This window comes from Pseudoalteromonas sp. SWYJZ19, assembly GCF_015864375.1.
GTDB classification, from domain to species: domain Bacteria; phylum Pseudomonadota; class Gammaproteobacteria; order Enterobacterales; family Alteromonadaceae; genus Pseudoalteromonas; species Pseudoalteromonas arctica.
Genome location: NZ_JADYXI010000037.1, coordinates 1 through 18,918, shown reverse-complemented (window position 1 = coordinate 18,918; position 18,918 = coordinate 1). Strand labels below are relative to the sequence as shown.

General features: G+C 39.5%; 18 protein-coding genes and 4 tRNA genes. 13 read left to right on the top strand and 9 right to left on the bottom strand.

From position 1 onward, the window contains the following. Window positions 1–145: 145 nt before the first annotated feature. Window positions 146–1,363, bottom strand: coding sequence for an S-methyl-5-thioribose kinase (mtnK, locus tag I6F45_RS20595; protein ID WP_197120156.1), 1,218 nt, complete (start codon window positions 1,361–1,363; stop codon window positions 146–148). Between the two features lie 129 nt (window positions 1,364–1,492). Here mtnK and mtnA point away from each other — a divergent pair, with 129 nt between their 5' ends. Beyond that, on the top strand, window positions 1,493–2,521 hold the full coding sequence (gene mtnA, locus I6F45_RS20590) for an S-methyl-5-thioribose-1-phosphate isomerase (protein WP_165729515.1): 1,029 nt from the start codon (window positions 1,493–1,495) through the stop codon (window positions 2,519–2,521). On the opposite strand, the gene I6F45_RS20585 is transcribed toward mtnA, so the two are convergent. The 4 genes from I6F45_RS20585 to I6F45_RS20570 all read right to left on the bottom strand — a co-directional run bounded on the left by I6F45_RS20585 (window position 2,510) and on the right by I6F45_RS20570 (window position 5,555). Further along, window positions 2,510–3,574 (bottom strand): RelA/SpoT domain-containing protein, encoded by a 1,065-nt coding sequence (locus tag I6F45_RS20585; protein ID WP_101217511.1) that lies wholly within the window; start codon window positions 3,572–3,574, stop codon window positions 2,510–2,512. The genes mtnA and I6F45_RS20585 overlap by 12 nt on opposite strands. Before the next feature lie 129 nt (window positions 3,575–3,703). Further along, window positions 3,704–4,246: a 1,2-dihydroxy-3-keto-5-methylthiopentene dioxygenase gene (locus I6F45_RS20580; RefSeq protein WP_165740098.1), complete on the bottom strand. Its 543-nt coding sequence runs from the start codon at window positions 4,244–4,246 to the stop codon at window positions 3,704–3,706. Then, complete coding sequence (mtnC, locus tag I6F45_RS20575; protein ID WP_197161923.1) at window positions 4,243–4,929, bottom strand: acireductone synthase; 687 nt, start codon at window positions 4,927–4,929, stop codon at window positions 4,243–4,245. The genes I6F45_RS20580 and mtnC overlap by 4 nt, the downstream gene beginning before the upstream one ends. Further along, window positions 4,926–5,555, bottom strand: coding sequence for a methylthioribulose 1-phosphate dehydratase (locus I6F45_RS20570; RefSeq protein WP_024589460.1), 630 nt, complete (start codon window positions 5,553–5,555; stop codon window positions 4,926–4,928). The genes mtnC and I6F45_RS20570 overlap by 4 nt, the downstream gene beginning before the upstream one ends. A 108-nt stretch (window positions 5,556–5,663) precedes the next feature. On the opposite strand from I6F45_RS20570, the gene I6F45_RS20565 reads away from it, so the two are divergent. The 3 genes from I6F45_RS20565 to I6F45_RS20555 all read left to right on the top strand — a co-directional run bounded on the left by I6F45_RS20565 (window position 5,664) and on the right by I6F45_RS20555 (window position 9,058). Beyond that, window positions 5,664–6,806 carry a methionine aminotransferase gene (locus tag I6F45_RS20565; RefSeq protein ID WP_197120155.1) on the top strand — a complete coding sequence of 381 codons (1,143 nt, stop codon included), beginning with the start codon at window positions 5,664–5,666 and terminating at the stop codon, window positions 6,804–6,806. Continuing rightward, a complete protein-coding gene (locus I6F45_RS20560; protein ID WP_165740104.1) occupies window positions 6,794–7,567 on the top strand; it encodes an amidohydrolase in 774 nt (257 codons plus the stop codon). The genes I6F45_RS20565 and I6F45_RS20560 overlap by 13 nt, the downstream gene beginning before the upstream one ends. 75 nt (window positions 7,568–7,642) lie before the next feature. Continuing rightward, on the top strand, window positions 7,643–9,058 hold the full coding sequence (locus I6F45_RS20555; RefSeq protein WP_197120154.1) for a mannose-1-phosphate guanylyltransferase/mannose-6-phosphate isomerase: 1,416 nt from the start codon (window positions 7,643–7,645) through the stop codon (window positions 9,056–9,058). A gap of 30 nt (window positions 9,059–9,088) precedes the next feature. On the opposite strand, the gene I6F45_RS20550 is transcribed toward I6F45_RS20555, so the two are convergent. The 3 genes from I6F45_RS20550 to I6F45_RS20540 form a co-directional block, all read right to left on the bottom strand. Then, window positions 9,089–11,245 carry a response regulator gene (locus I6F45_RS20550; RefSeq protein WP_165729508.1) on the bottom strand — a complete coding sequence of 719 codons (2,157 nt, stop codon included), beginning with the start codon at window positions 11,243–11,245 and terminating at the stop codon, window positions 9,089–9,091. 167 nt (window positions 11,246–11,412) lie between these two features. Further along, on the bottom strand, window positions 11,413–12,069 hold the full coding sequence (locus tag I6F45_RS20545) for a helix-turn-helix transcriptional regulator (RefSeq protein ID WP_004334929.1): 657 nt from the start codon (window positions 12,067–12,069) through the stop codon (window positions 11,413–11,415). 220 nt (window positions 12,070–12,289) lie between these two features. Continuing rightward, window positions 12,290–12,658, bottom strand: a complete 369-nt coding sequence (locus I6F45_RS20540; protein ID WP_007579887.1) for a histidine triad nucleotide-binding protein — start codon at window positions 12,656–12,658, stop codon at window positions 12,290–12,292. Window positions 12,659–12,750: 92 nt separating this feature from the next. Here I6F45_RS20540 and I6F45_RS20535 point away from each other — a divergent pair, with 92 nt between their 5' ends. Continuing rightward, window positions 12,751–13,350, top strand: a complete 600-nt coding sequence (locus I6F45_RS20535; protein ID WP_121955040.1) for a DUF2057 domain-containing protein — start codon at window positions 12,751–12,753, stop codon at window positions 13,348–13,350. Between the two features lie 58 nt (window positions 13,351–13,408). On the opposite strand, the gene I6F45_RS20530 is transcribed toward I6F45_RS20535, so the two are convergent. Continuing rightward, on the bottom strand, window positions 13,409–15,250 hold the full coding sequence (locus I6F45_RS20530) for a M1 family metallopeptidase (protein WP_165729507.1): 1,842 nt from the start codon (window positions 15,248–15,250) through the stop codon (window positions 13,409–13,411). A 143-nt stretch (window positions 15,251–15,393) separates the two neighbouring features. Here I6F45_RS20530 and murB point away from each other — a divergent pair, with 143 nt between their 5' ends. From murB to I6F45_RS20490, 8 genes are all read left to right on the top strand, one after another. Beyond that, window positions 15,394–16,404: a UDP-N-acetylmuramate dehydrogenase gene (murB, locus tag I6F45_RS20525; RefSeq protein ID WP_165729506.1), complete on the top strand. Its 1,011-nt coding sequence runs from the start codon at window positions 15,394–15,396 to the stop codon at window positions 16,402–16,404. After that, window positions 16,401–17,393, top strand: coding sequence for a bifunctional biotin--[acetyl-CoA-carboxylase] ligase/biotin operon repressor BirA (gene birA, locus I6F45_RS20520; protein ID WP_007579893.1), 993 nt, complete (start codon window positions 16,401–16,403; stop codon window positions 17,391–17,393). The genes murB and birA overlap by 4 nt, the downstream gene beginning before the upstream one ends. Then, a complete protein-coding gene (locus I6F45_RS20515) occupies window positions 17,390–18,100 on the top strand; it encodes a type III pantothenate kinase (protein ID WP_197161921.1) in 711 nt (236 codons plus the stop codon). Before birA ends, I6F45_RS20515 begins: the two co-directional genes overlap by 4 nt. Window positions 18,101–18,226: 126 nt before the next feature. After that, window positions 18,227–18,302, top strand: a tRNA-Thr gene (locus I6F45_RS20510). A gap of 40 nt (window positions 18,303–18,342) precedes the next feature. Beyond that, a tRNA-Tyr gene (locus tag I6F45_RS20505) sits at window positions 18,343–18,427 on the top strand. 44 nt (window positions 18,428–18,471) lie between these two features. Beyond that, window positions 18,472–18,546 (top strand) — tRNA-Gly (locus I6F45_RS20500). A gap of 11 nt (window positions 18,547–18,557) precedes the next feature. After that, a tRNA-Thr gene (locus I6F45_RS20495) sits at window positions 18,558–18,633 on the top strand. 128 nt (window positions 18,634–18,761) lie between these two features. Beyond that, window positions 18,762–18,918: GTP-binding protein (locus I6F45_RS20490; protein WP_231609672.1), on the top strand; the 157-nt coding region annotated here is incomplete at its 3' end.

Below are 18,918 nucleotides of genomic sequence, written 5' to 3'. Positions count from 1 at the left end.
GTATGTTCGTTAATCATAATGTGCCCTCAAATAAGATTTGAAGATCTGATCATGACATTGAGATTTAGTTCAAAAAAATCCCCGCTAATTTCTTAGCAGGGATTTGTGTATAAGAGACAGCATTGAGCGCCTTTTTTAATGTTTTTTAATTTAATTGGCTTATTAATAAACTAAAAAATGCTTCTTTGTTGTTGCACGTGTGGGCATTCAAAATAAGTTGCTCGCCTAGTGCTAATGTTTGTTTTTGCACTATAAGACGCGCCTTATCATCACCAATACTATCTATATCGGTTACATGTGCGAGCCCTATGGTGCGCCTAATTAACTCAGCACCACAGTAACCAATGGCGTCTTGTAATACCCCTTTTATAAAGTATTCACTGTAGCCTGTAACCTTTAGCGCAACTTCAGTAGTGTGCTCATTTATAAGCGTAAGCCAATGTTGTTCAAATAAGGTATAGCATTCAACAAGGGTGCTTAATAAGTGGGTTTGATAATTACGACGAGTCAAAAAATCTTCAATATGCCCGTATTGTGCGCAGTAATTTAAAAGTAAATTACCAATAAAAGAGCCAATATCGAACCCAGTAGGACCAAAAAAACCAAACTCAGGATCGATCATCTTTGTATTATTACAATCAACAAAAATACTGCCGCTATGCATATCACCATGGAGTAATGTTTGCGGGTTAGATAAAAAATTAGCTTTTAATTTTGCTATTTCTAACTTTAATGCGCTGTTCTTGTGTATTGCATCAACTTCGCTTTGTAGTTGCTTTGGGTAGTTATTGCGTTCGTGCTCAATGTACGGATCGCTAAAAAATAAGTCTTCAGTGATTTGGCAAAGCTCAGGGTTAGTAAATTGGCTAACGAGCGCTTTTTTAGTTTGTGCGGTTAAATAAAAATCTGAATTATAAAAACCAGTATGGCTTAAGTAGGTCGCTACGTGCTGCGCTAATTTAGGAAATTGCTCAGCATTATTTTGTGCAGTTCGCAGTATTTGTAAATTACCTAAATCTTCTAAAATAGTCAGTGCTTGCATTTCACTATAATGTAAAACCCTAGCAGTATAAGTTGGGCAAATAGCGCCATGATTAAGCAAAACTTGTGCTTCTATACGAGCTCTATCAAGCGTTAATGGCCACGACTCACCCACGCAACGCGCATAAGGCAGAGCTTGCTTTAAAATAACACTATTGTTTTGCTCATCAGTAATTCTAAATACTAAATTAAGATTGCCATCACCAAACTCATATGCCGATAAGGCTTGTCCGGGAGCAAAAAAATTACATTGTTTAGATTCAATTAATGTCGATACATAATCGATAGCGCGCTGTGCATTAAAAGCAACATAGTTAGTCATGGTTTAAATCTCAAAAATCAGCTTTTAAGCATTCTATACCTTTAAATGTTTAGATGTCTACAAGTCCAACTTGAGAGTTATTCAAAGTGGTGTAAAATAACGTTACGCATTTTTAATACCTTAAGCATTATGCAAAATTTAATCGCAAGCAGTTTAAAATATGAAAACGGGTCGCTTAGTGTGCTCGACCAATATTTACTACCTCACCAGCAGGTATGGCATCAATGCCATGATGTAGAAACCATGAAAGAGCTGATCATTAGTTTAAAAGTACGTGGAGCTCCACTTATTGGTTTAAGCGCGAGCTTGTTAGTGGCGTATTTAGCTGAGCAAGGGGTAGTTAAAGGTGAGCTTGAAAAAGCAATCAATGAGCTAGAAGCCACTCGCCCAACGGCGGTTAATTTAATGCATTGTATGGCTGCATTGCGTAAAGCTTTAACGCAAAGCGGTTATGTTGCCGGTATTGTTACCACAGCTGAGCGGTTGTTTATTGAAGATATTGAGCTGTGTGAGCGAATGGCAAGCCGTGGCGCCGAACTTATAAATAGTGGCGACAACATATTAACCCATTGTAATACAGGGGCGCTTGCAACCGCTGGTATTGGTACTGCACTAGGTGTTATTTACAAAGCGCAGCAAAAATATGGCAACGTACATGTGTGGGTTGATGAAACACGACCATTATTACAAGGCGGTCGCTTAACTGCCTTTGAGCTTGAGCGCTGGAAAATACCTTACACTCTAATTTGCGATAATATGGCGGCGAGTTTAATGGCTGCAGGTAAGGTGGATAAAATAGTGGTAGGGGCTGATCGTATTGCTGCCAATGGTGATTTTGCCAATAAAGTGGGCACCTATAATTTAGCCGTACTTGCGTATTTCCATAACATTCCATTTTATGTAGTTGCGCCTATTACCACGCTTGATACCAACACCGCGTGTGGTAATGATATAGAAATAGAGCAACGTAATCCTCAAGAAGTGCGCGGAGTTAGCGGTAGCTTTGGTGAGGCTTTATGGGCGCCCACTAATGCTAATGTGTATAACCCTGCATTTGATATAACGCCGGCAAAACTGGTCACAGGGTGGGTGTTAGATACGGGTGTGTATAACCAGCAACAAGTATTAATGGGTAAACTTAAAGAGCTAACTCAATAATATGCGACTGAATTCTGAAAGAAACTCAGAGGTACTATTTAGGTAGTTGGGGTAGGCTTTTTCTATTGATTTCAAGTCGCTCCCTGCAACTAGAAGCACGTTATTGTGAGTTTGTTTTTCTTGTTCAGCGTAATGCGTTAGAGCTTCTTGCTTTTTATTTTCTGCATATAAAAAGACTCGACCCATTTGTGTTTCTGTGTTGTGAACGAGTAAAGCAAAGCCTGTATCTTTCGATTTATTTTTAATTTCGTCAACTTGGAATGCGCGATTAAATGCATCAAGCTTATGAAATGCGGCTAGCTTTTTATTTAGTGCCGAAAGCTCATCAACAAAGGTCTGCGATTGTTGTGAACTTAATTGATTTGAACCATCTTTGACTGCAAGAAACTCACCCATGATAAAAAATAATCGCTTCCAATCTGTGTCGGCTGCTTGGGGATTGGTTTTTAGTGTTTCTTTTTCAATAATATCTACAATTTCAACAGTAGTAGCCCAAAGGTGCTGAAGCCTAGTGCGTAACTGTACTTCAATTTGAAAGCCTTTATAATCGTGAGATTTTAAATTGTTATAACTTTTATAAACACGATGAATACCTCTATAGCCTGTCGCTTTTGGGTTTTCAATATAATCATATGATTTAACGCTATGAACTGCTCTACTCGAATCTAAACTTGCGTTGAGTTGATATAGATGCTCTAGATTATCTAAGATTACTCGGCAGCCACCTATGTCGTGCATTCGCTTCAGATTTATTGCGTTTTCACTTTTACCATCCAACGAGGCTCTTTGTAACTTATCTATAATAGTTGGCAAGCGCTTTAAGCGTCTAACTATAGTCGCCGATTCTAGCAAATGAAGCTTTTTTACATGTTTCCATACGAGGTTTTTAATAATAGTCAGCGGATATAAATGTGCTGCACGATAGTTTTGTACAACCTCTATTGCAAAGTCAAAATCACCTTCATTTTTACGAAAAATACGACCAGCCTTTTCAACTTGCTTACGTGAGTAGGCTAGTTGTTGTTTAGACTTTTGATATTGTTCGTTCACCATTGGAAAGTTACTCTTTATCAGCTGCATTGCTAAAATAATATTACAGAGTTAAGTGATTGAAGTCATCCTGCAAATTGCATAAATACGCTTATAGAAAATATAGTTTAGGCATGCGTGCACTGAGCTTTATTAATCGAGTAAGGGAAATTGCTCTGCAATAGACGAGTCAGTACTTTTTGCTACCCAGCCCTCTGTATTGTTAAATAAGCGAATGGCAGTAAACTCAGGAGCGCTTCCCATATCAAACCAATGCGGGGTAAGTTCAGGCACTGAAATTAAATCGCCTTGTTGGCAAAGTACCTGATAAACCTTATTGTCTAAATGTAGGCAAAATAGCCCTTGGCCTTTTACAAAAAAACGTACTTCGTCTTCACTATGAGTATGTTCAAATAAAAACTTTTTGCGCAGCTCTGATGAGGCAGGATTACCTTTAGCTAGAGATATAACGTCTACTGTTTGATAGCCATTTTCAGTTTTTAACCGATCTATATCGTTTTTGTACGCACTAATAATTTGCTCATGGGTGGTGTGCTCATTAATATCTGCATTTGCTTGCCACTGTTCAAAACGTACGTTTACTTTAGCTAGTTGCTTTGCAATATCATCAGCATTTGATGTGCTTACAAGTGCTTTGTTTGCATTGTTGTCGGCATACACTGTTAATTGGCTCATACTAATTGCTCCAATTTAAATTGGCTAAAGTCATTAATATAAGGATGTGTTTTGGTGTTTGCTTGCCCATCACGAATTAAATGTAATGTTTTTATGCCCGCAGCTTGCGCGGCATCAAGCTCGCCGGCTACATCACTTAAAAAGAGTATTTCTGCTGCTTTAAACGGTAACAGATCAACAATAGTGTTATAGGCTGTTTGCTCTTGTTTTACGCCAACTTTGGTGTCAAAAAAGTCAGTAAACAAGCTGCGAATGTCGCCATAATCACTGTATTTAAAAAGTAGCTGCTGCGCTTTTACCGACCCTGACGAGTACACATACAAAGTAATATCGTTGTTGTGTTGAGCTTGTAAAAAATCAAATGCATCTGGGTATAAATGACCTTTAAAATCACCGTGTTCATACCCTGTTTGCCAGATTAAGCCTTGTAACTGCTTAAGTGGAGTGATTTTTTTATCTTCATCAATCCAGGTAAGTAAGGTGGTAATGACTTCTTCTATATTGGCGTTTGGCTTTTCGATAAGGGCTTTTACGGCACTAATTTGCTCAGCTACATCTGGCTTATTAGCATTGGCACGTACAAAGGTAGGTAATTGCTTTGCCGCGTAAGGAAACAGCACCTCTTTAACAAACGAGATGCGGGTTATTGTACCTTCGATGTCGGTTAAAATGGCTTTAATCATTTAGTTACTCCCGCTTGAATACCTATTATTTTTAGGCGCTCTAGTTCGCAACTAAATAAAAACTCTAAGGCTTCTAGGTGGCGGCGAACTTCATCAATATTGCGCCCTACAGCATATAAGCCATGACCACGTATAAGTACGCCATGCTCTATTGGTGTATGTAAATGATGGTCACTGACCAGCAGGCTTAATCGGTCAATATCTTGATCGTTATCGAAAATAGGAATGCTCAGCGTTTCTAAATGCGAAGTAAAGCCGCTCAGTGCTTTTTGCATTTCATAGCCTGTTAAATCAAGCTGATGCCTTTGGGTAATTTGCGACAGTACGGTGGCGGCTACAGAGTGAGTATGCAAAACACACTGTGCATCAGGTATAAGCTGATACAAACTTAGGTGTAATTGTGTTTCTGCCGATGGCTTTACAGCTCCTGCTAGGCGCTCGCCTTGGTGATCTAATTGCAAAAAATGCTCTTGCGTCAGTGAGCCTTTATCGTGCCCACTTGCTGTAACAACAAAGCCAGTGCTAGTACGAGCTGAAAAGTTTCCACCTGTTGCGGGTACCCAGCCTTTTTGGCTAACCCATTTTCCGGCTTCAATAAGTTGTGAAATAGCGGTATTGTTTTGCATACATTCCTCACTAATGAGCGTAAAGTTAATTGTTTTTAGACGGCTATACTTCTGTTTTAAGCAATGATAGCATCGCTTTAAGCGCAAAACCATCATTAAGGGCATCACGTGTTTGAAAGTAAATTACCAAATTTAGGCGTTAGTATATTTAGCCAAATGAGCGGGTTGGCTAATGAGTTTTCGGCAATTAATCTCTCTCAAGGCTTTCCTGAGTTTGATGCTCCTGATCTTTTAAAAACGCAGTTAAATTATTATGTGCAGCAGGGCGTTAATCAATATTCACCTTCAAGTGGTGTACCACGATTACAGCAACAAATTGCTGATTTAGCAAAGCGCAAATATGCAGCTGATATCAACGCAGCTGATCAAGTTACTGTTACCTCAGGTGCAACAGAGGCATTGTTTGTGGCTATTCAAACAATTGTGCGCCCAAGTGATGAAGTGATTGTATTTGACCCTGCATATGACTCTTACCAACCGGCAATTGAACTCGCTGGTGGAAAGTCAGTACACATTGCTTTAAGTGCGCCAAATTACACTATTGATTGGCAAGTAGTAAGCCAAGCAATTACTAAAAATACCCGTGCAATTATTATTAATACGCCTCATAACCCAAGCGGTAAAATATTACAGCCACAAGATATAAAAGCGCTTAAAGAGTTAGTTGGTACTCACAATTTGTATGTAATAAGCGATGAGGTATATGAGCACATTACGTTTGATGAACAACCGCATTTAAGCGTATTACGCGATGATGAATTATTTGCCAAAAGCTTTGTTGTATCGAGTTTTGGTAAAACGTTTCACAGCACGGGCTGGAAAATGGGTTACTGTATTGCACCTGCAGATTTAGCTGTCGAATTTAGAAAAATTCATCAGTACGTTACGTTTTCAAGTTTTACCCCCGCACAGCATGCGCTTGCCGATATGCTCGAGCAGCAAGGCGAGCATATAGATGAGCTAAGTGGGTTTTATCAGCAAAAACGAGACTTATTAGCGAGTCATTTAAGTAACAGCCGTTTTAAAATTTTACCTAGCCAGGGCACTTACTTTTTATTGTTAGATTACAGCGATGTATCGGATTTAAACGATGTTGATTTTTGCCACTGGTTAGTTGAGCAAGCCGGTGTTGCGGCTATTCCGTTAAGTGTTTTTTATCAAAATCCACCAACCGACAAAGTCATTCGTTTATGCTTTGCTAAAAACGACAACACTCTCATAGAGGCTGCGCAAATATTATGTCAACTTTAACCATTACAGCATTGCAAAGCTCGCTTTATTGGCTTGATAAAGATGCTAATTTAGCCATGTTTAATAAGCAGCTTGAGTCAATTACGCATCAGCCCGATCTTATTTTATTGCCCGAAACATTCTCGACTGGCTTTGCTATTAATTTAGATTGTGCAGAGCCCGAAAACGGTAAAGTACTGACGTGGTTAAAGGCGCAGGCTCATAAACATAATGCGTTTATTGCGGGTTCGGTACTTGTTGCACAAGGCGATAAAAAAGCAAATCGGTTTTATTGGGTAAAACCCGATGGAGAGGTGAGTTATTACGATAAGCGCCATTTATTTCGCTTAGGCAGTGAGGGCGACTACGTTGTAGCAGGGCAAGCACGCAAAGTTTTTGAAATCAATGGTTTTAAACTATTACCGCAGGTATGTTACGACCTGCGCTTTCCGGTATTTCAACGTAATAATAACGACTACGATGTAATGATAAACGTAGCAAACTGGCCTGCTGTGCGCCGCCATATTTGGGATACGTTACTTATGGCGCGTGCAATGGAAAACCTGTGTTACGTAGTAGGCGTTAATCGTGTGGGTGACGACGGTAATGGTGTGGCGCACAATGGCGGTACCGCAGTATACGACTTCAAAGGCGATGCGTTAACTAAAGCGCAAGATGACGCAGAGCAACTAGTTACTATCACACTTGAAAAAGCACCACTGGATGAGTTTAAAGCAGCGTTTCCTGCCTATTTAGATGCAGACCCTTTTACATTAATATAGACACGTTAATTTAGCGCAGAGCCAATAAAGTGTTAAAATAGTCGCAGATATTTTTGTTGGCGGCTAATATACATTATGAACACTTTAATCACTCCTGTAATTTTAGCTGGTGGCATAGGCTCTCGCTTGTGGCCGCTTTCTCGCCAAGCAATGCCTAAACAATTTTTACCACTACTAAATGAAAACACGTCATTACTGCAAAGTACATTGGCGCGTGTTTCTAATGAGTTGTTTGATAATGCTATTTTAGTGTGTAATGAGCAGCACCGATTTATTGCCGCCGAGCAAGCTGCAAGCTCAATTCCTACTGCATTATTACTCGAACCCAAAGGTAAAAATACCGCTCCTGCCATCGCATTAGCCGCCCACTATGCACTGCAAAATGGGATTACCGGTCCGCTATTAGTGATGCCTGCCGATCATCATATTAAAAACTTTGATGTATTAACAGCTAAGCTCCCTGAAGCTGTAAAACTTGCTGCGCAAGGAAAGCTAGTTACATTTTCTATTACGCCTACAGAACCGCATACTGGTTATGGCTATATAAAACAAGGCGCGGCTATTGCTGGAACGGGTTGTTACGATGTTGCTCAATTTAAAGAAAAGCCTGACTTAGATACAGCGAACCGTTATTTAGCTCAAGGTGGTTATAGCTGGAATAGCGGCATGTTTTTATTTACCCCAGCGACCTATTTAAAAGAGCTCGAGCGGTTTGCGCCAAAAATAGCAACGAGTGTCGCTGCAGCAACACAATTTACTAAAGATTTAGGGTTTACCCGCCCAAGCAGTAGTGCGCTTGAGCACTGCCCAAGCGATTCAATTGATTACGCTATTTTAGAGCGCAGTAATAACGTAGTTGTTATGCCTGTTGATTTAAAATGGAGTGATGTAGGTAGTTTTTCATCCCTTGATGCGCTTACAAAAAAAGATGAAAACGGTAATAGCTTAAATGCTAATTATATGGCTCAAAAAAGCACTAATAACTTAGTTATTAACGAGACTGAACACACTATTGCCACGCTTGGAGTAAGCAATTTAGCAATTATTCATACTCATGATGCCACGTTAATTGCAAACCAAAATGAGCTAGATTCTTTGCCTTTGTTGCTTAAGCAAATTGCTACAACACAGGCCGATAAACTTAACCATCATCAAGTGGTTTTTCGCCCATGGGGGAATTACCGTACTTTGGTTGAAGGCACTGGCTTTAAAGTTAAAAAAATTACTGTTAATAGCGGTGCTAAGCTTTCGACGCAGCGCCATCAGCATCGTGCTGAACATTGGGTTGTGGTTTCGGGTATTGCAGATGTGTGTATTAATGAGCAAGCGCATACGCTAACGCACGACCAATCGTGTTATATCGCCGCAAAACAAATTCATAGCTTGGCTAATAATCAAAAAGAGCCGTTAATTGTCATTGAAGTGCAAACCGGTGCTGTACTTGATGAAAGCGATATAGAGCGATTTGATGATAAATATGGAAGAGGCTAATAATTAGCTATTTTTAAAGCTAATTCACTATTACTCTAACTGCCCACGCACAAACTTTAAATATTGCTCTAAGCTGCGTTGCCACAGATCTAACGCTTCATCAAGCATATCGTTGTGTGGCTTTTTATCGAGTAAACGACGTTCTATTTTTTTCAGCTCAATACCATAGCGATTAAAACCAAGTTGCAGAGCGGTACTTGCTTGGCGATGTAAAAGCTTAATGCATTGCTCTGGTTGTTGATCAATAAGCTTTTGACAGCGAATTAGCTTGTTACGCGCCGAAAGCACAAACTCATTATAAATCGACGATACTTCATCTTCACTAAACGAGCTGGTGAGTGTTTCGGCCGCTGTTTTGTCATACAACGTATCAATAAGCTCTACTGCAATACTCGCAGTTTGATTAGATTGAGAGTCGCTAAGTGCTTGGCGAAGCTTTTCGTGCTTAATAGGCTTGCCTACAATGTCTTTTATTCCTAATTCTAAATACTCTTTTACTTCGTCTGGGCTAAGGCTTGCAGTAAATGCGAGTACTGGAGTTCGTTGATTTTTATGATCAATGCGTTTTAGACGTTTAAGTACTTCTTGGCCTGTTAAATCAGGTAGATTCATATCAAGCAAAACAACATCGAAGTGGTGAGCTTGCATGAGCTCTATGGCGCTTTTCCCATCTTTTGCGAGCTTAATTTTGTGTTCATCGTCGGCCATAAATTCTATAGCAATTTTTTGATTTAAATCTAAATCTTCAACCAGTAGTACATTAAGACCTGTTAAGTAATCTTTAGTTTGATGGCGCTGCTCTACAAGGCTTAATTCACCTAAAGTAAAAGTAACGGTAAAGCTAAATACACTACCAGTACCAAGCTGGCTGGCTATTTCGAGTCGGCTACTGAGCTTTTCAAGCAGGCGACTGGTAATAGCTAAACCAAGGCCGGTTCCGCCTTTCTCTTTTCCTGCACTACTTTGTACATAAGGTTCTGTTAAGTAGGCTATCTCATCATTTTCTATACCTGGCCCTGAATCTTTGACACTAATTTTTATAGTGTGCTCAAGTTGTTTTTCTAATACTAAATCAACCTGAATTTTAACGGTTCCGTGGTCTGTAAACTTAATGGCATTACCCACTAAATTAATAATTATTTGCCTAAGTTTTTGCTGGTCGCAGTAATAACAGGCTTGCTCAGGAATATTACATATTAGTTCAAACTTGAGTTGCTTTTGCTCGGCGAGAGGGCTTAGTAATAAACATAAATTATTAAGCCATGTTTTAAACTCTACATCTTCTTCGTAAAGCGCTTCGTCACTTTGATCTAGGCTCGCGTAATCAAGGACCTTATCTACCAATAAGTTAAGTGATTCGGCAGAATTTATAATCGCTTCGCAATAGGCTTTATTGCGGGTATCACTTGTTTGGTTCATAACAAGTTGGGCGCTGCCTAAAATACCGTTTAGCGGCGTGCGAATTTCGTGGCTTATAGTTGATAAAAAGAGCCCGCGTATTTCTAAATCTTTTTGTGCTTTATCGGCTAATTTATTGAGGTGCTGCTCTCTGCGCTCATTACATAATAACGCCATACCTGCAGCATAAAACATGGGTGCAATCACGCCATTTAAAAATAGCAAAGAGCTAAACCAGCCGTTTACTAAAAGATTTTTTTGTTCAATGTTATCCATAAATAACGAGCGGCCAATAAAGCTTAAAGCAACAAGCGTTAAAATGGTTATGTATACAATACTGCCATTAGGATAGGGTTTGCGTGCACACTTAATAAATATAAACAGTAAAAAACCGGCTTCTGCTATGTGTTGTATATCGGATGCAATCACTCTTTCGTGTAAAGATGGGTCAAAAAAGGTGTAATAGCCAAGCATTACAGTGCAAAAAGCGGTCACTGAGCAGAGTAATTTAAAACCAATACCGCGATAATTTAAAAATTGACTAAGTGAAAGGCAGTGCACTATTGATGCGGCAAACATCATGCTACTGGCAGCGCTAATAATTACTAAATTATGTGTATCACCAACAAGAGTAAAGCCAATAACAGAGCCTAATAGCAATATGGGATAAAAAATGTATAGCAGCGTGCCCGATATTTGTTTGTTTGTTCGCCATGTCAAAAAGTTAAGTAAGGTCATTACGACCATGATGGCGATGCTGGCAAAATAAAGAGTGAAGGAGTCGAGCATTAATATTCCAGCAAAGTAGCTATTAAACTAAGATTATCAAAAGTATACACTTATACCAATTATCAAAACAGATCACTTAGGCAAGCAAATTGGTATTAAATAAGTGTGTAACACATACAAAAACAGACACCTAAGTGTCTGCTTTTAAATTTAAACTAAATATTTGATTAACGAATTTCATCAGGGATATTTTGTTGTGCCCACGATAGAAGTTCAATACGGTTACGACATTTGGTTTTTCTAAATGCGCTGTATAAATGTGTTTTAACAGTATGTGGACTAATACTTAAATCTTCTGCGATCTCTTTATTTTTCGAACCTTTACTCATTAGTGAGATTATTGCTTTTTCTCGCTTAGTAAGTTTAACAGGCTCAATATCACCTTCGGTTAGTTTATGCAGCGCATCTTTATTAAATTGCAGCATACGATTTAATGCATTACACATAATATCGCGACGGTACCAAAGTTGATCTTCAAGTAGTAAGCGAATACCTTTCATTAATACATCGGCGTTATCTGTTGTGTAAAATACGCCACGAATACCGCTTAACAATGCACGATTAGCAAGCTCAGGGTTTTCGTCTAAATTAAATAATATGATATCGCATTTAATACGTAGGTTTACTAGTTGTTCTTTTAGTTTTCCCCATGCATCCTTGCTTGATGTTTCAATAAACAAAAGTCGAGTCCCTTCAGGTATGTCTAAAATATTAGTACCTGTGGTTACGTCAAGGCCTTGCGTTTTTAACAAAGGTTCTAAAACGTTAATACCAATAGTGTTAATTGGCTCTTGATCTAATAACAAAAAGGCTGAACTGCTCATGTTTTTTATACTCTTTTATAAAGCTGACTGACTAAGTTTACCACGACTTCCACACCTTTTGTATTAGAAAATCGCTGATGTACTCAATAACAAATACGATATTACGATTATTTAAACACAAAATGTTGCAAATAAGTAACTATTTATTCTTTATAACTATGAAAAATCATAACATTTGTAACTAATTAATTGAGTGGAACAATTTAATAAAAACTTTTAATTATTTTACTTTTTTTACATTTTGATAAGGTGGCCAGCCCATTTCTTTACCGCCAAGCATGTGTAAATGTATGTGATAAACAGTTTGCCCACCATGTTCGTTACAGTTCATAACTACGCGGTATCCGTCCTCAGCAAAATTATGTTGCTTAGCTAATTTAGCTGCAACTACGTATAAGTTGCCTACTAAATGTGAGTTTTCAGGATTTATATCATTTATAGTAGCAATTGCTTTTTTTGGGATAATTAACACATGAAATGGCGCTTGTGGGTTTATATCTTTAAATGCGAGAGTGTTTTCATCTTCGTAAATAATATCTGCCGGGATTTCACGATTAATGATTTTGGTAAAAATAGTTTCTTGGCTCATAGTGTGTTCCTAATTAAGTGTTGTGAATTTTAAGCTCACTAATGACAAACTTTCAAAGCAGTGTCAAACTGAAATCAAATAAAGGAGTTAATATGCTTAAACCAATTTTAATAAGTAGTGCAGTTGCATTACTACTTAGTTTTTCGGCTAATGCTGAGAATATTCACTTTCCAGAAGAATTTGTACCACTGCAAGTGGGCGATAAAATGCTAGAAAGCTCTTTGTTTAGTCGTATTGATGATGTAGAGCTTGCTCCCGGAACTTATCAGCTTAGGCTAAAGTACACCGATTTATATGAAGATGATTATGACACGCACGAAGTTGTGGAGTCGGAACCATTTTGGGTAAGTGTAACTGTTGAAGCAGGTAAAGATTATACCTTAGTGTTTAATCGTGCTGAAAATGCAGTATCTGCAAAAGTATTTGCAGAAGCACCACAAGTTAGTTTAAAAGCAAAAAGTAGCGCTGTTGCTAAGCCTTTAAGTGTTATTTCTAACACGCAACTAGCAAGCAATAAACCGGTAATGCAAAATACATTGCCTGCAGGACCTTCACGTCCTAGTCAGCCGATAAAGCCGATAGCACCAATTACAGGTAAAGGAATGCCAAGTGCGCCGCAAATGCTTGATTTTTGGTGGCAACAAGCCACAACTGCAGAGCGTAAAGCTTTTTTAGAAAAAGTAACAAAGTAAAATAACAGAAAAACAAAAGGGCCAAATTTGGCCCTTTTTAGTTTCTAGTTAACGCTATTTATTCAAATAATGCGTCAATAGTACCTTGCGCAAGAGGGTGATACCCAGGGCGTGCTTTTAAGTACACGCTTTGTGCCCAGTCTTTTTTACCGTTAGTGATAAGTGATTTATATAACGGCACAATTAACTTACGACGGCCAATACCTGATAAGTGCTTATTAAGCGCAGGATAAATTGGTTGATAACCATTACCTACTGCTAGCATAAACCAAGCAAACGCACGTTCAGCGTTAGTTGATTGCGTTAGGTTAAATTCACTATCAAGCTCGCTCATTTTCTCTATGCTTAAATCGCGTGGTAAGTTATTTAAAAAGTGTAGCCACTCATGTACAGACCAATCAGCCGTTGGTAGTTGAGCTGCTGTTGTGTCGCCTTTCAACCATGCTGCTGTTGCAGTATCTACTTTATCAAATGCATCAGAAGTAGGGTTTGGCGCATCACTTGGTAAGCCAGGCTCAAAAATCCATTCGTTTACTTTATCCATACTTACAACACCAGGGTACTTCTCAATTAAGTTAGCTTTTAAGTAAGTAACAAATTGCGCGGTAGTAAGTGATTTAAACGAAAACTCTTTAAAGTACGCTTTTACGAACGGGTCAAACTTATCGCGGCCATATTTGTTTTCTAGATAGATTAAAAATAACTGACCTTTAGTGTAAGGCACTGAGCTAAACGCATCGTCTGGGTCGCGGCCATTAAGCTTTAAATTAAGGCGTGTATCTGGTGCATCAATTGTTTTAATTTGTGCGCGTAAAGACGCTGAATCAAGTGCTTGTTCCATAACCGCACGGTCACGACCAAATACTTCTTCCATAATGCGGTTTTCAACGTACGAGGTAAAACCTTCGTTTAACCATAAATCTTCCCACGTTGCGTTAGTTACTAAGTTACCTGACCAAGAATGAGCAAGCTCATGGGCAATAAGGTTAACTAAGCTTTTATCACCGGCAACAACCGTTGGGGTTATAAATGATAAGCGTGGGTTTTCCATGCCACCAAACGGAAAACTTGGCGGTAGCATTAATAAGTCGTAGCGACCCCATGCATATTCGCCGTACATGGCGTTTGTTTTGTCGATCATGGCTTGAGTGTCGTCAAATTCAGCAACTGAGGCATCTAAAATTGTAGGCTCAGCAAATATGCCCGTTTGGTGCGACATTGCTTTAAATTCTAAGTTACCTGCGCCAATAGCAATTAGGTAAGGTGAAATTGCTTGTGGCATATCAAAAATGTAGTCGCCATCTTTATAAAGCGCATCTTTGTTATCGGCACTCATTACAGCACGTATATCTTTTGGTGTATGAATTCGTGCAGAGTAAGTTACACGCATTGCGGGTGTATCTTGCACTGGGATCCAACTACGTGCATGAATTGCTTGCGATTGGCTGTACATAAATGGATGCGTTTTACTTGCCGTTTGCTCTGGTGTTAACCATTGCAGGCCAGATGCTTCTGGACGACTGTTGTAGTAAATACGAACTAATTCAGCTTGGTTTTTAAACACAATAGTAAGCTTTGAACCTTTAACGTCATCTCGCTTAGCTAAATCAAAAGTCGCCTTTTTCCAGTTACCACTTTGATCTTTGTACATTACTTTATCAATGTCTAAGTCGCGGGTATCAAGTACGAGAGTTCTGCTTTTGCTGTTGTTCCACTGAAGAGTATGCTCAACAAAACCTTCTAACTGCTTGTCGGCAAAGTCGACATCTAAATCAAGGTTTAAGTGAGTAGTAACAACATCATCAAGGTTAGCATACGAGTTTTGGTCAATCGCATTAGCCATTGCTTGCGAACACATACCCGCCATAGCGAGGCTTAAAAAAAGAGGTTTAATTTTCATCATTACTCTGAACACAAATAAAAAAGTGCTGGTTTTATATCACGATTGACACGGTGGGTTGAGTGATTTTTACAATCTAGTGCCACATTTGCGACGATGAGGTAAACTATTGCGATTAGTTACCGGTATTTTTAGAGAGCTTTGTGGCGCATTCATTACACTCCTTACATACATTCGCATTAAACAGCCAATGCCAAAATTTTGTTGAAATTACTCAGCTTGAGCAACTTAAAACGCAAAGTTTTAGTGCACCGTTTTGTTTGCTAGGCGAGGGCAGTAATACCGTATTTTTAAATGACTACATGGGTACGGTTATAAAAATAGCCTTAAAAGGTATTAAAATCACCGAGCGTGAGAGCGACACACTAATAAGTATTGCTGCAGGCGAAAACTGGCATCAACTAGTCAGTTATTTATTAGAGAAAAATATACCCGGGCTTGAAAATCTAGCACTTATACCGGGCACTGTTGGTGCATCACCGGTACAAAATATTGGTGCTTATGGCGTTGAGATAGCTAAATTTGTTGAGTTGGTAGAGTACTTTGATATAACCACTAAAACTATGCATTCACTAAATAACGAGCAATGTGAATTTGCTTACAGAGACTCAATATTTAAAAATACTCTCAAAAATAAAGCGGTGATCACGCAAGTGCATTTAGCGCTCCCAAAAAAATGGCAACCAGTATTAAGTTATGGCCCCCTGCAACAGCTCTCAAGCATTACCCCGCAAGCAGTATTCGATCAAGTAATACAAACTCGCAATAGCAAATTACCTAACCCATATACACTTGCCAATGCGGGTAGCTTTTTTAAAAACCCAATAATAACCAACCAGCAGTTAGCTGAGCTATTAAAGCAATTTGCAGATTTACCTCATTACGAATATGGGCAAAGTCATCACAAGGTCGCAGCAGGTTGGTTAATCGATCAAAGTGGTTTAAAAGGGCACCGCGAGGCAGGTATAGAAGTGCATCAACAACAAGCACTAGTACTTGTTAATCACGGAAATAGTGAAGGTGGTGACCTAATAAAAATGATTAAACACATTCAGCAAGTTGTTTATACGCGTTACAACATTATGTTAGAGCACGAAGTACGTTTAATGGATGCGCGCAGCGAATGCCATATTAACGCGGAGCCTGAGCAATGAAAGCACCTGATGGAAACAAACTCGCTATTTTAAATGCACTTAACCAAGGGGGCTTTGTATCTGGCCAAGCCTTGGGTGAAAAGCTAGGAATTAGCCGAGCTGCGGTGAGTAAACATATCAAAACGTTACAAGAAATGGGCTTGGATATTTTTAAAGTGACTGGCAAAGGCTACTGTTTGAATAGTCAGGTGGGCCTTTTAAATAAAACACAAATTGATCAGCACTACAAAGCGCTAGGTGCTAATACTGCCGATGTAGAAGTACACCCTATTATTGATTCGACCAACAGCGAGCTTATGCGCCGTATACAGGCTAAAACAGCGCTTGAGTCTGGCACTGTTATTGTTGCCGAAATGCAGCAAGCAGGGCGCGGCCGACGCGGCCGTGTTTGGCAATCCCCATTTGGCGCTAATCTGTATTACAGTTACTTTTGGCGTTTAGATGACGGGCTTCAAGCTGCAATGGGTGTATCAATTGCGGTAGGCCTTGCTGTTTATGATGCAATTAAAGCGTTATACCAAATTGACGTAGAGCTTAAATGGCCTAACGATATTTATATAAATAAACAAAAACTTGCAGGTGTATTGGTTGAATTAGATGGGCAACCGCAAGGACCTTGTCAGTTAGTGATTGGTATAGGTATTAATTTACAAATGCCTGAGAGTTTTAGCCAACATATAGACCAAGCGTGGACCGACTTAAATCAACATACTCAAAAGCTTGATAAAAACCAGCTGGTGGCGTCACTTACTTATCATTTAGAGCAGCGTTTAGTGCAGTATCGCCAAACTGGCTTACAAGATATGTATGAGCAATGGAATTCGCTTAATGCGTTTGCTGGCGATTATGTTGAGCTAAATACAGGACACCGAAGCTGGCGTGGAATATGCGAAGGTATTGACCCACAAGGTGGAATACGAATTCGCCAAGATGGTGAAGTAAAAAGTTATTACGGTGGGGAAGTCTCCCTCAGAAAGGCGCAAGTATGAGATTACTGATCGACGTAGGAAATACATCACTAAAAGCTGTGCTGTGGCATAACGAGCAAGCACAACCAGCAGATATAAATAATCTACCTTGGGTGCAAATAACCGAAGTGATTTATGCGTGCGTAGGGCGCAGTGATTTACTAAACGATATTCTCGCGCAAGCGGCTAGTAATAATATTACTAGCTTTGAGGCCAAGGTAACCAAAACGCTTGGAGATCTTGTATGCGCTTACGAGCATGTGGGTAACTTAGGCATAGACAGGTGGCTTGCGCTTATTGCAGGCTTTACGTTATATCCAAACACAGTATGTATTGTTGTTGATGCGGGTACTGCGACAACAATTGATGTGCTCAATAGTGAAGGCCTACATTTAGGTGGCTGGATTTTACCCGGGCTTGATTTAATGACCTCATCGCTTACACAAAACACCCAACGTGTTTTTGATGACGGTAAAACACCGTTTACTAATGAATTGGGTAAAAACACGCCAAATGGTTTAAAAAACGGTGCCTTAGTGGCAACCATCGGGGCAATTGAGCAAGCTAAGCTGAATTTAACGGCTCAAAAAACAGAACAAGCAACACAAATTATTTTTGCTGGTGGCTATGGCTCACTATTGCAGCAGCAATTTGCAGGAAGTATTTTTGATTCATTGCTCGTAATGAAGGGATTGAATTATTGGTACGAATTAACCGAAACAGTATAAAAAAGTGCAAAAAACGCGTTTTCGCGTGAATATTGAGCATTTAAACTAAAAATTTACACTTTTTTTAATTTTATTGTTGCATCCCAATAAACCTTACTCTAATATCTCGCCCCGTACTAAAGCAGTGCCGACTTAGCTCAGCTGGTAGAGCAACTGACTTGTAATCAGTAGGTCAACCGTTCGACTCGGTTAGTCGGCACCACTTTCCTTTTACCGGAAGTGAATTAGTAGAGAATTATCGTGGAGGGGTTCCCGAGCGGCCAAAGGGATCAGACTGTAAATCTGACGGCTCAGCCTTCGCTGGTTCGAATCCAGCTCCCTCCACCACTTTATTCTTGACGGTTAGAGGTAGTTTAAGAACAGATTTTTATGCGGGCATCGTATAATGGCTATTACCTCAGCCTTCCAAGCTGATGATGCGGGTTCGATTCCCGCTGCCCGCTCCAGTTCTTGTGTTGCTGATATAGCTCAGTTGGTAGAGCGCACCCTTGGTAAGGGTGAGGTCGGCAGTTCGACTCTGCCTATCAGCACCAGTCCTAAGAATCTCCTTGATTACTTCCTTTATCTGTCAGAAAATACTATTTGAAAAAATTAACTTAATCTACCTCTGGTGGATTATTTTCATATGTAATTTAGATACACAAAACTGATAGGTTCCGTCATGGCAAAAGAAAAGTTTGAACGCGTAAAACCGCACGTAAACGTTGGTACAATCGGCCACGTTGACCACGGTAAAACTACACTAACTGCAGCAATCACTAACGTACTTGCAAAAGTATACGGCGGTGTTGCTAAAGATTTCGCATCAATCGACAACG

Excerpts from the sequence above, each read along its gene's own strand:
- I6F45_RS20555 (WP_197120154.1), top strand. The coding sequence starts at position 7,643 with ATGAACACTTTAATCACTCCTGTAATTTTAGCTGGTGGCATAGGCTCT.
- I6F45_RS20560 (WP_165740104.1), top strand. The coding sequence starts at position 6,794 with ATGTCAACTTTAACCATTACAGCATTGCAAAGCTCGCTTTATTGGCTT.
- I6F45_RS20580 (WP_165740098.1), bottom strand. The coding sequence starts at position 4,246 with ATGAGCCAATTAACAGTGTATGCCGACAACAATGCAAACAAAGCACTT.
- birA (WP_007579893.1), top strand. The coding sequence starts at position 16,401 with ATGAAAGCACCTGATGGAAACAAACTCGCTATTTTAAATGCACTTAAC.
- I6F45_RS20530 (WP_165729507.1), bottom strand. The coding sequence starts at position 15,250 with ATGAAAATTAAACCTCTTTTTTTAAGCCTCGCTATGGCGGGTATGTGT.
- mtnA (WP_165729515.1), top strand. The coding sequence starts at position 1,493 with ATGCAAAATTTAATCGCAAGCAGTTTAAAATATGAAAACGGGTCGCTT.
- I6F45_RS20535 (WP_121955040.1), top strand. The coding sequence starts at position 12,751 with ATGCTTAAACCAATTTTAATAAGTAGTGCAGTTGCATTACTACTTAGT.
- I6F45_RS20545 (WP_004334929.1), bottom strand. The coding sequence starts at position 12,069 with ATGAGCAGTTCAGCCTTTTTGTTATTAGATCAAGAGCCAATTAACACT.
- I6F45_RS20585 (WP_101217511.1), bottom strand. The coding sequence starts at position 3,574 with ATGGTGAACGAACAATATCAAAAGTCTAAACAACAACTAGCCTACTCA.
- I6F45_RS20550 (WP_165729508.1), bottom strand. The coding sequence starts at position 11,245 with ATGCTCGACTCCTTCACTCTTTATTTTGCCAGCATCGCCATCATGGTC.
- I6F45_RS20515 (WP_197161921.1), top strand. The coding sequence starts at position 17,390 with ATGAGATTACTGATCGACGTAGGAAATACATCACTAAAAGCTGTGCTG.
- mtnK (WP_197120156.1), bottom strand. The coding sequence starts at position 1,363 with ATGACTAACTATGTTGCTTTTAATGCACAGCGCGCTATCGATTATGTA.
- I6F45_RS20540 (WP_007579887.1), bottom strand. The coding sequence starts at position 12,658 with ATGAGCCAAGAAACTATTTTTACCAAAATCATTAATCGTGAAATCCCG.
- I6F45_RS20570 (WP_024589460.1), bottom strand. The coding sequence starts at position 5,555 with ATGCAAAACAATACCGCTATTTCACAACTTATTGAAGCCGGAAAATGG.
- mtnC (WP_197161923.1), bottom strand. The coding sequence starts at position 4,929 with ATGATTAAAGCCATTTTAACCGACATCGAAGGTACAATAACCCGCATC.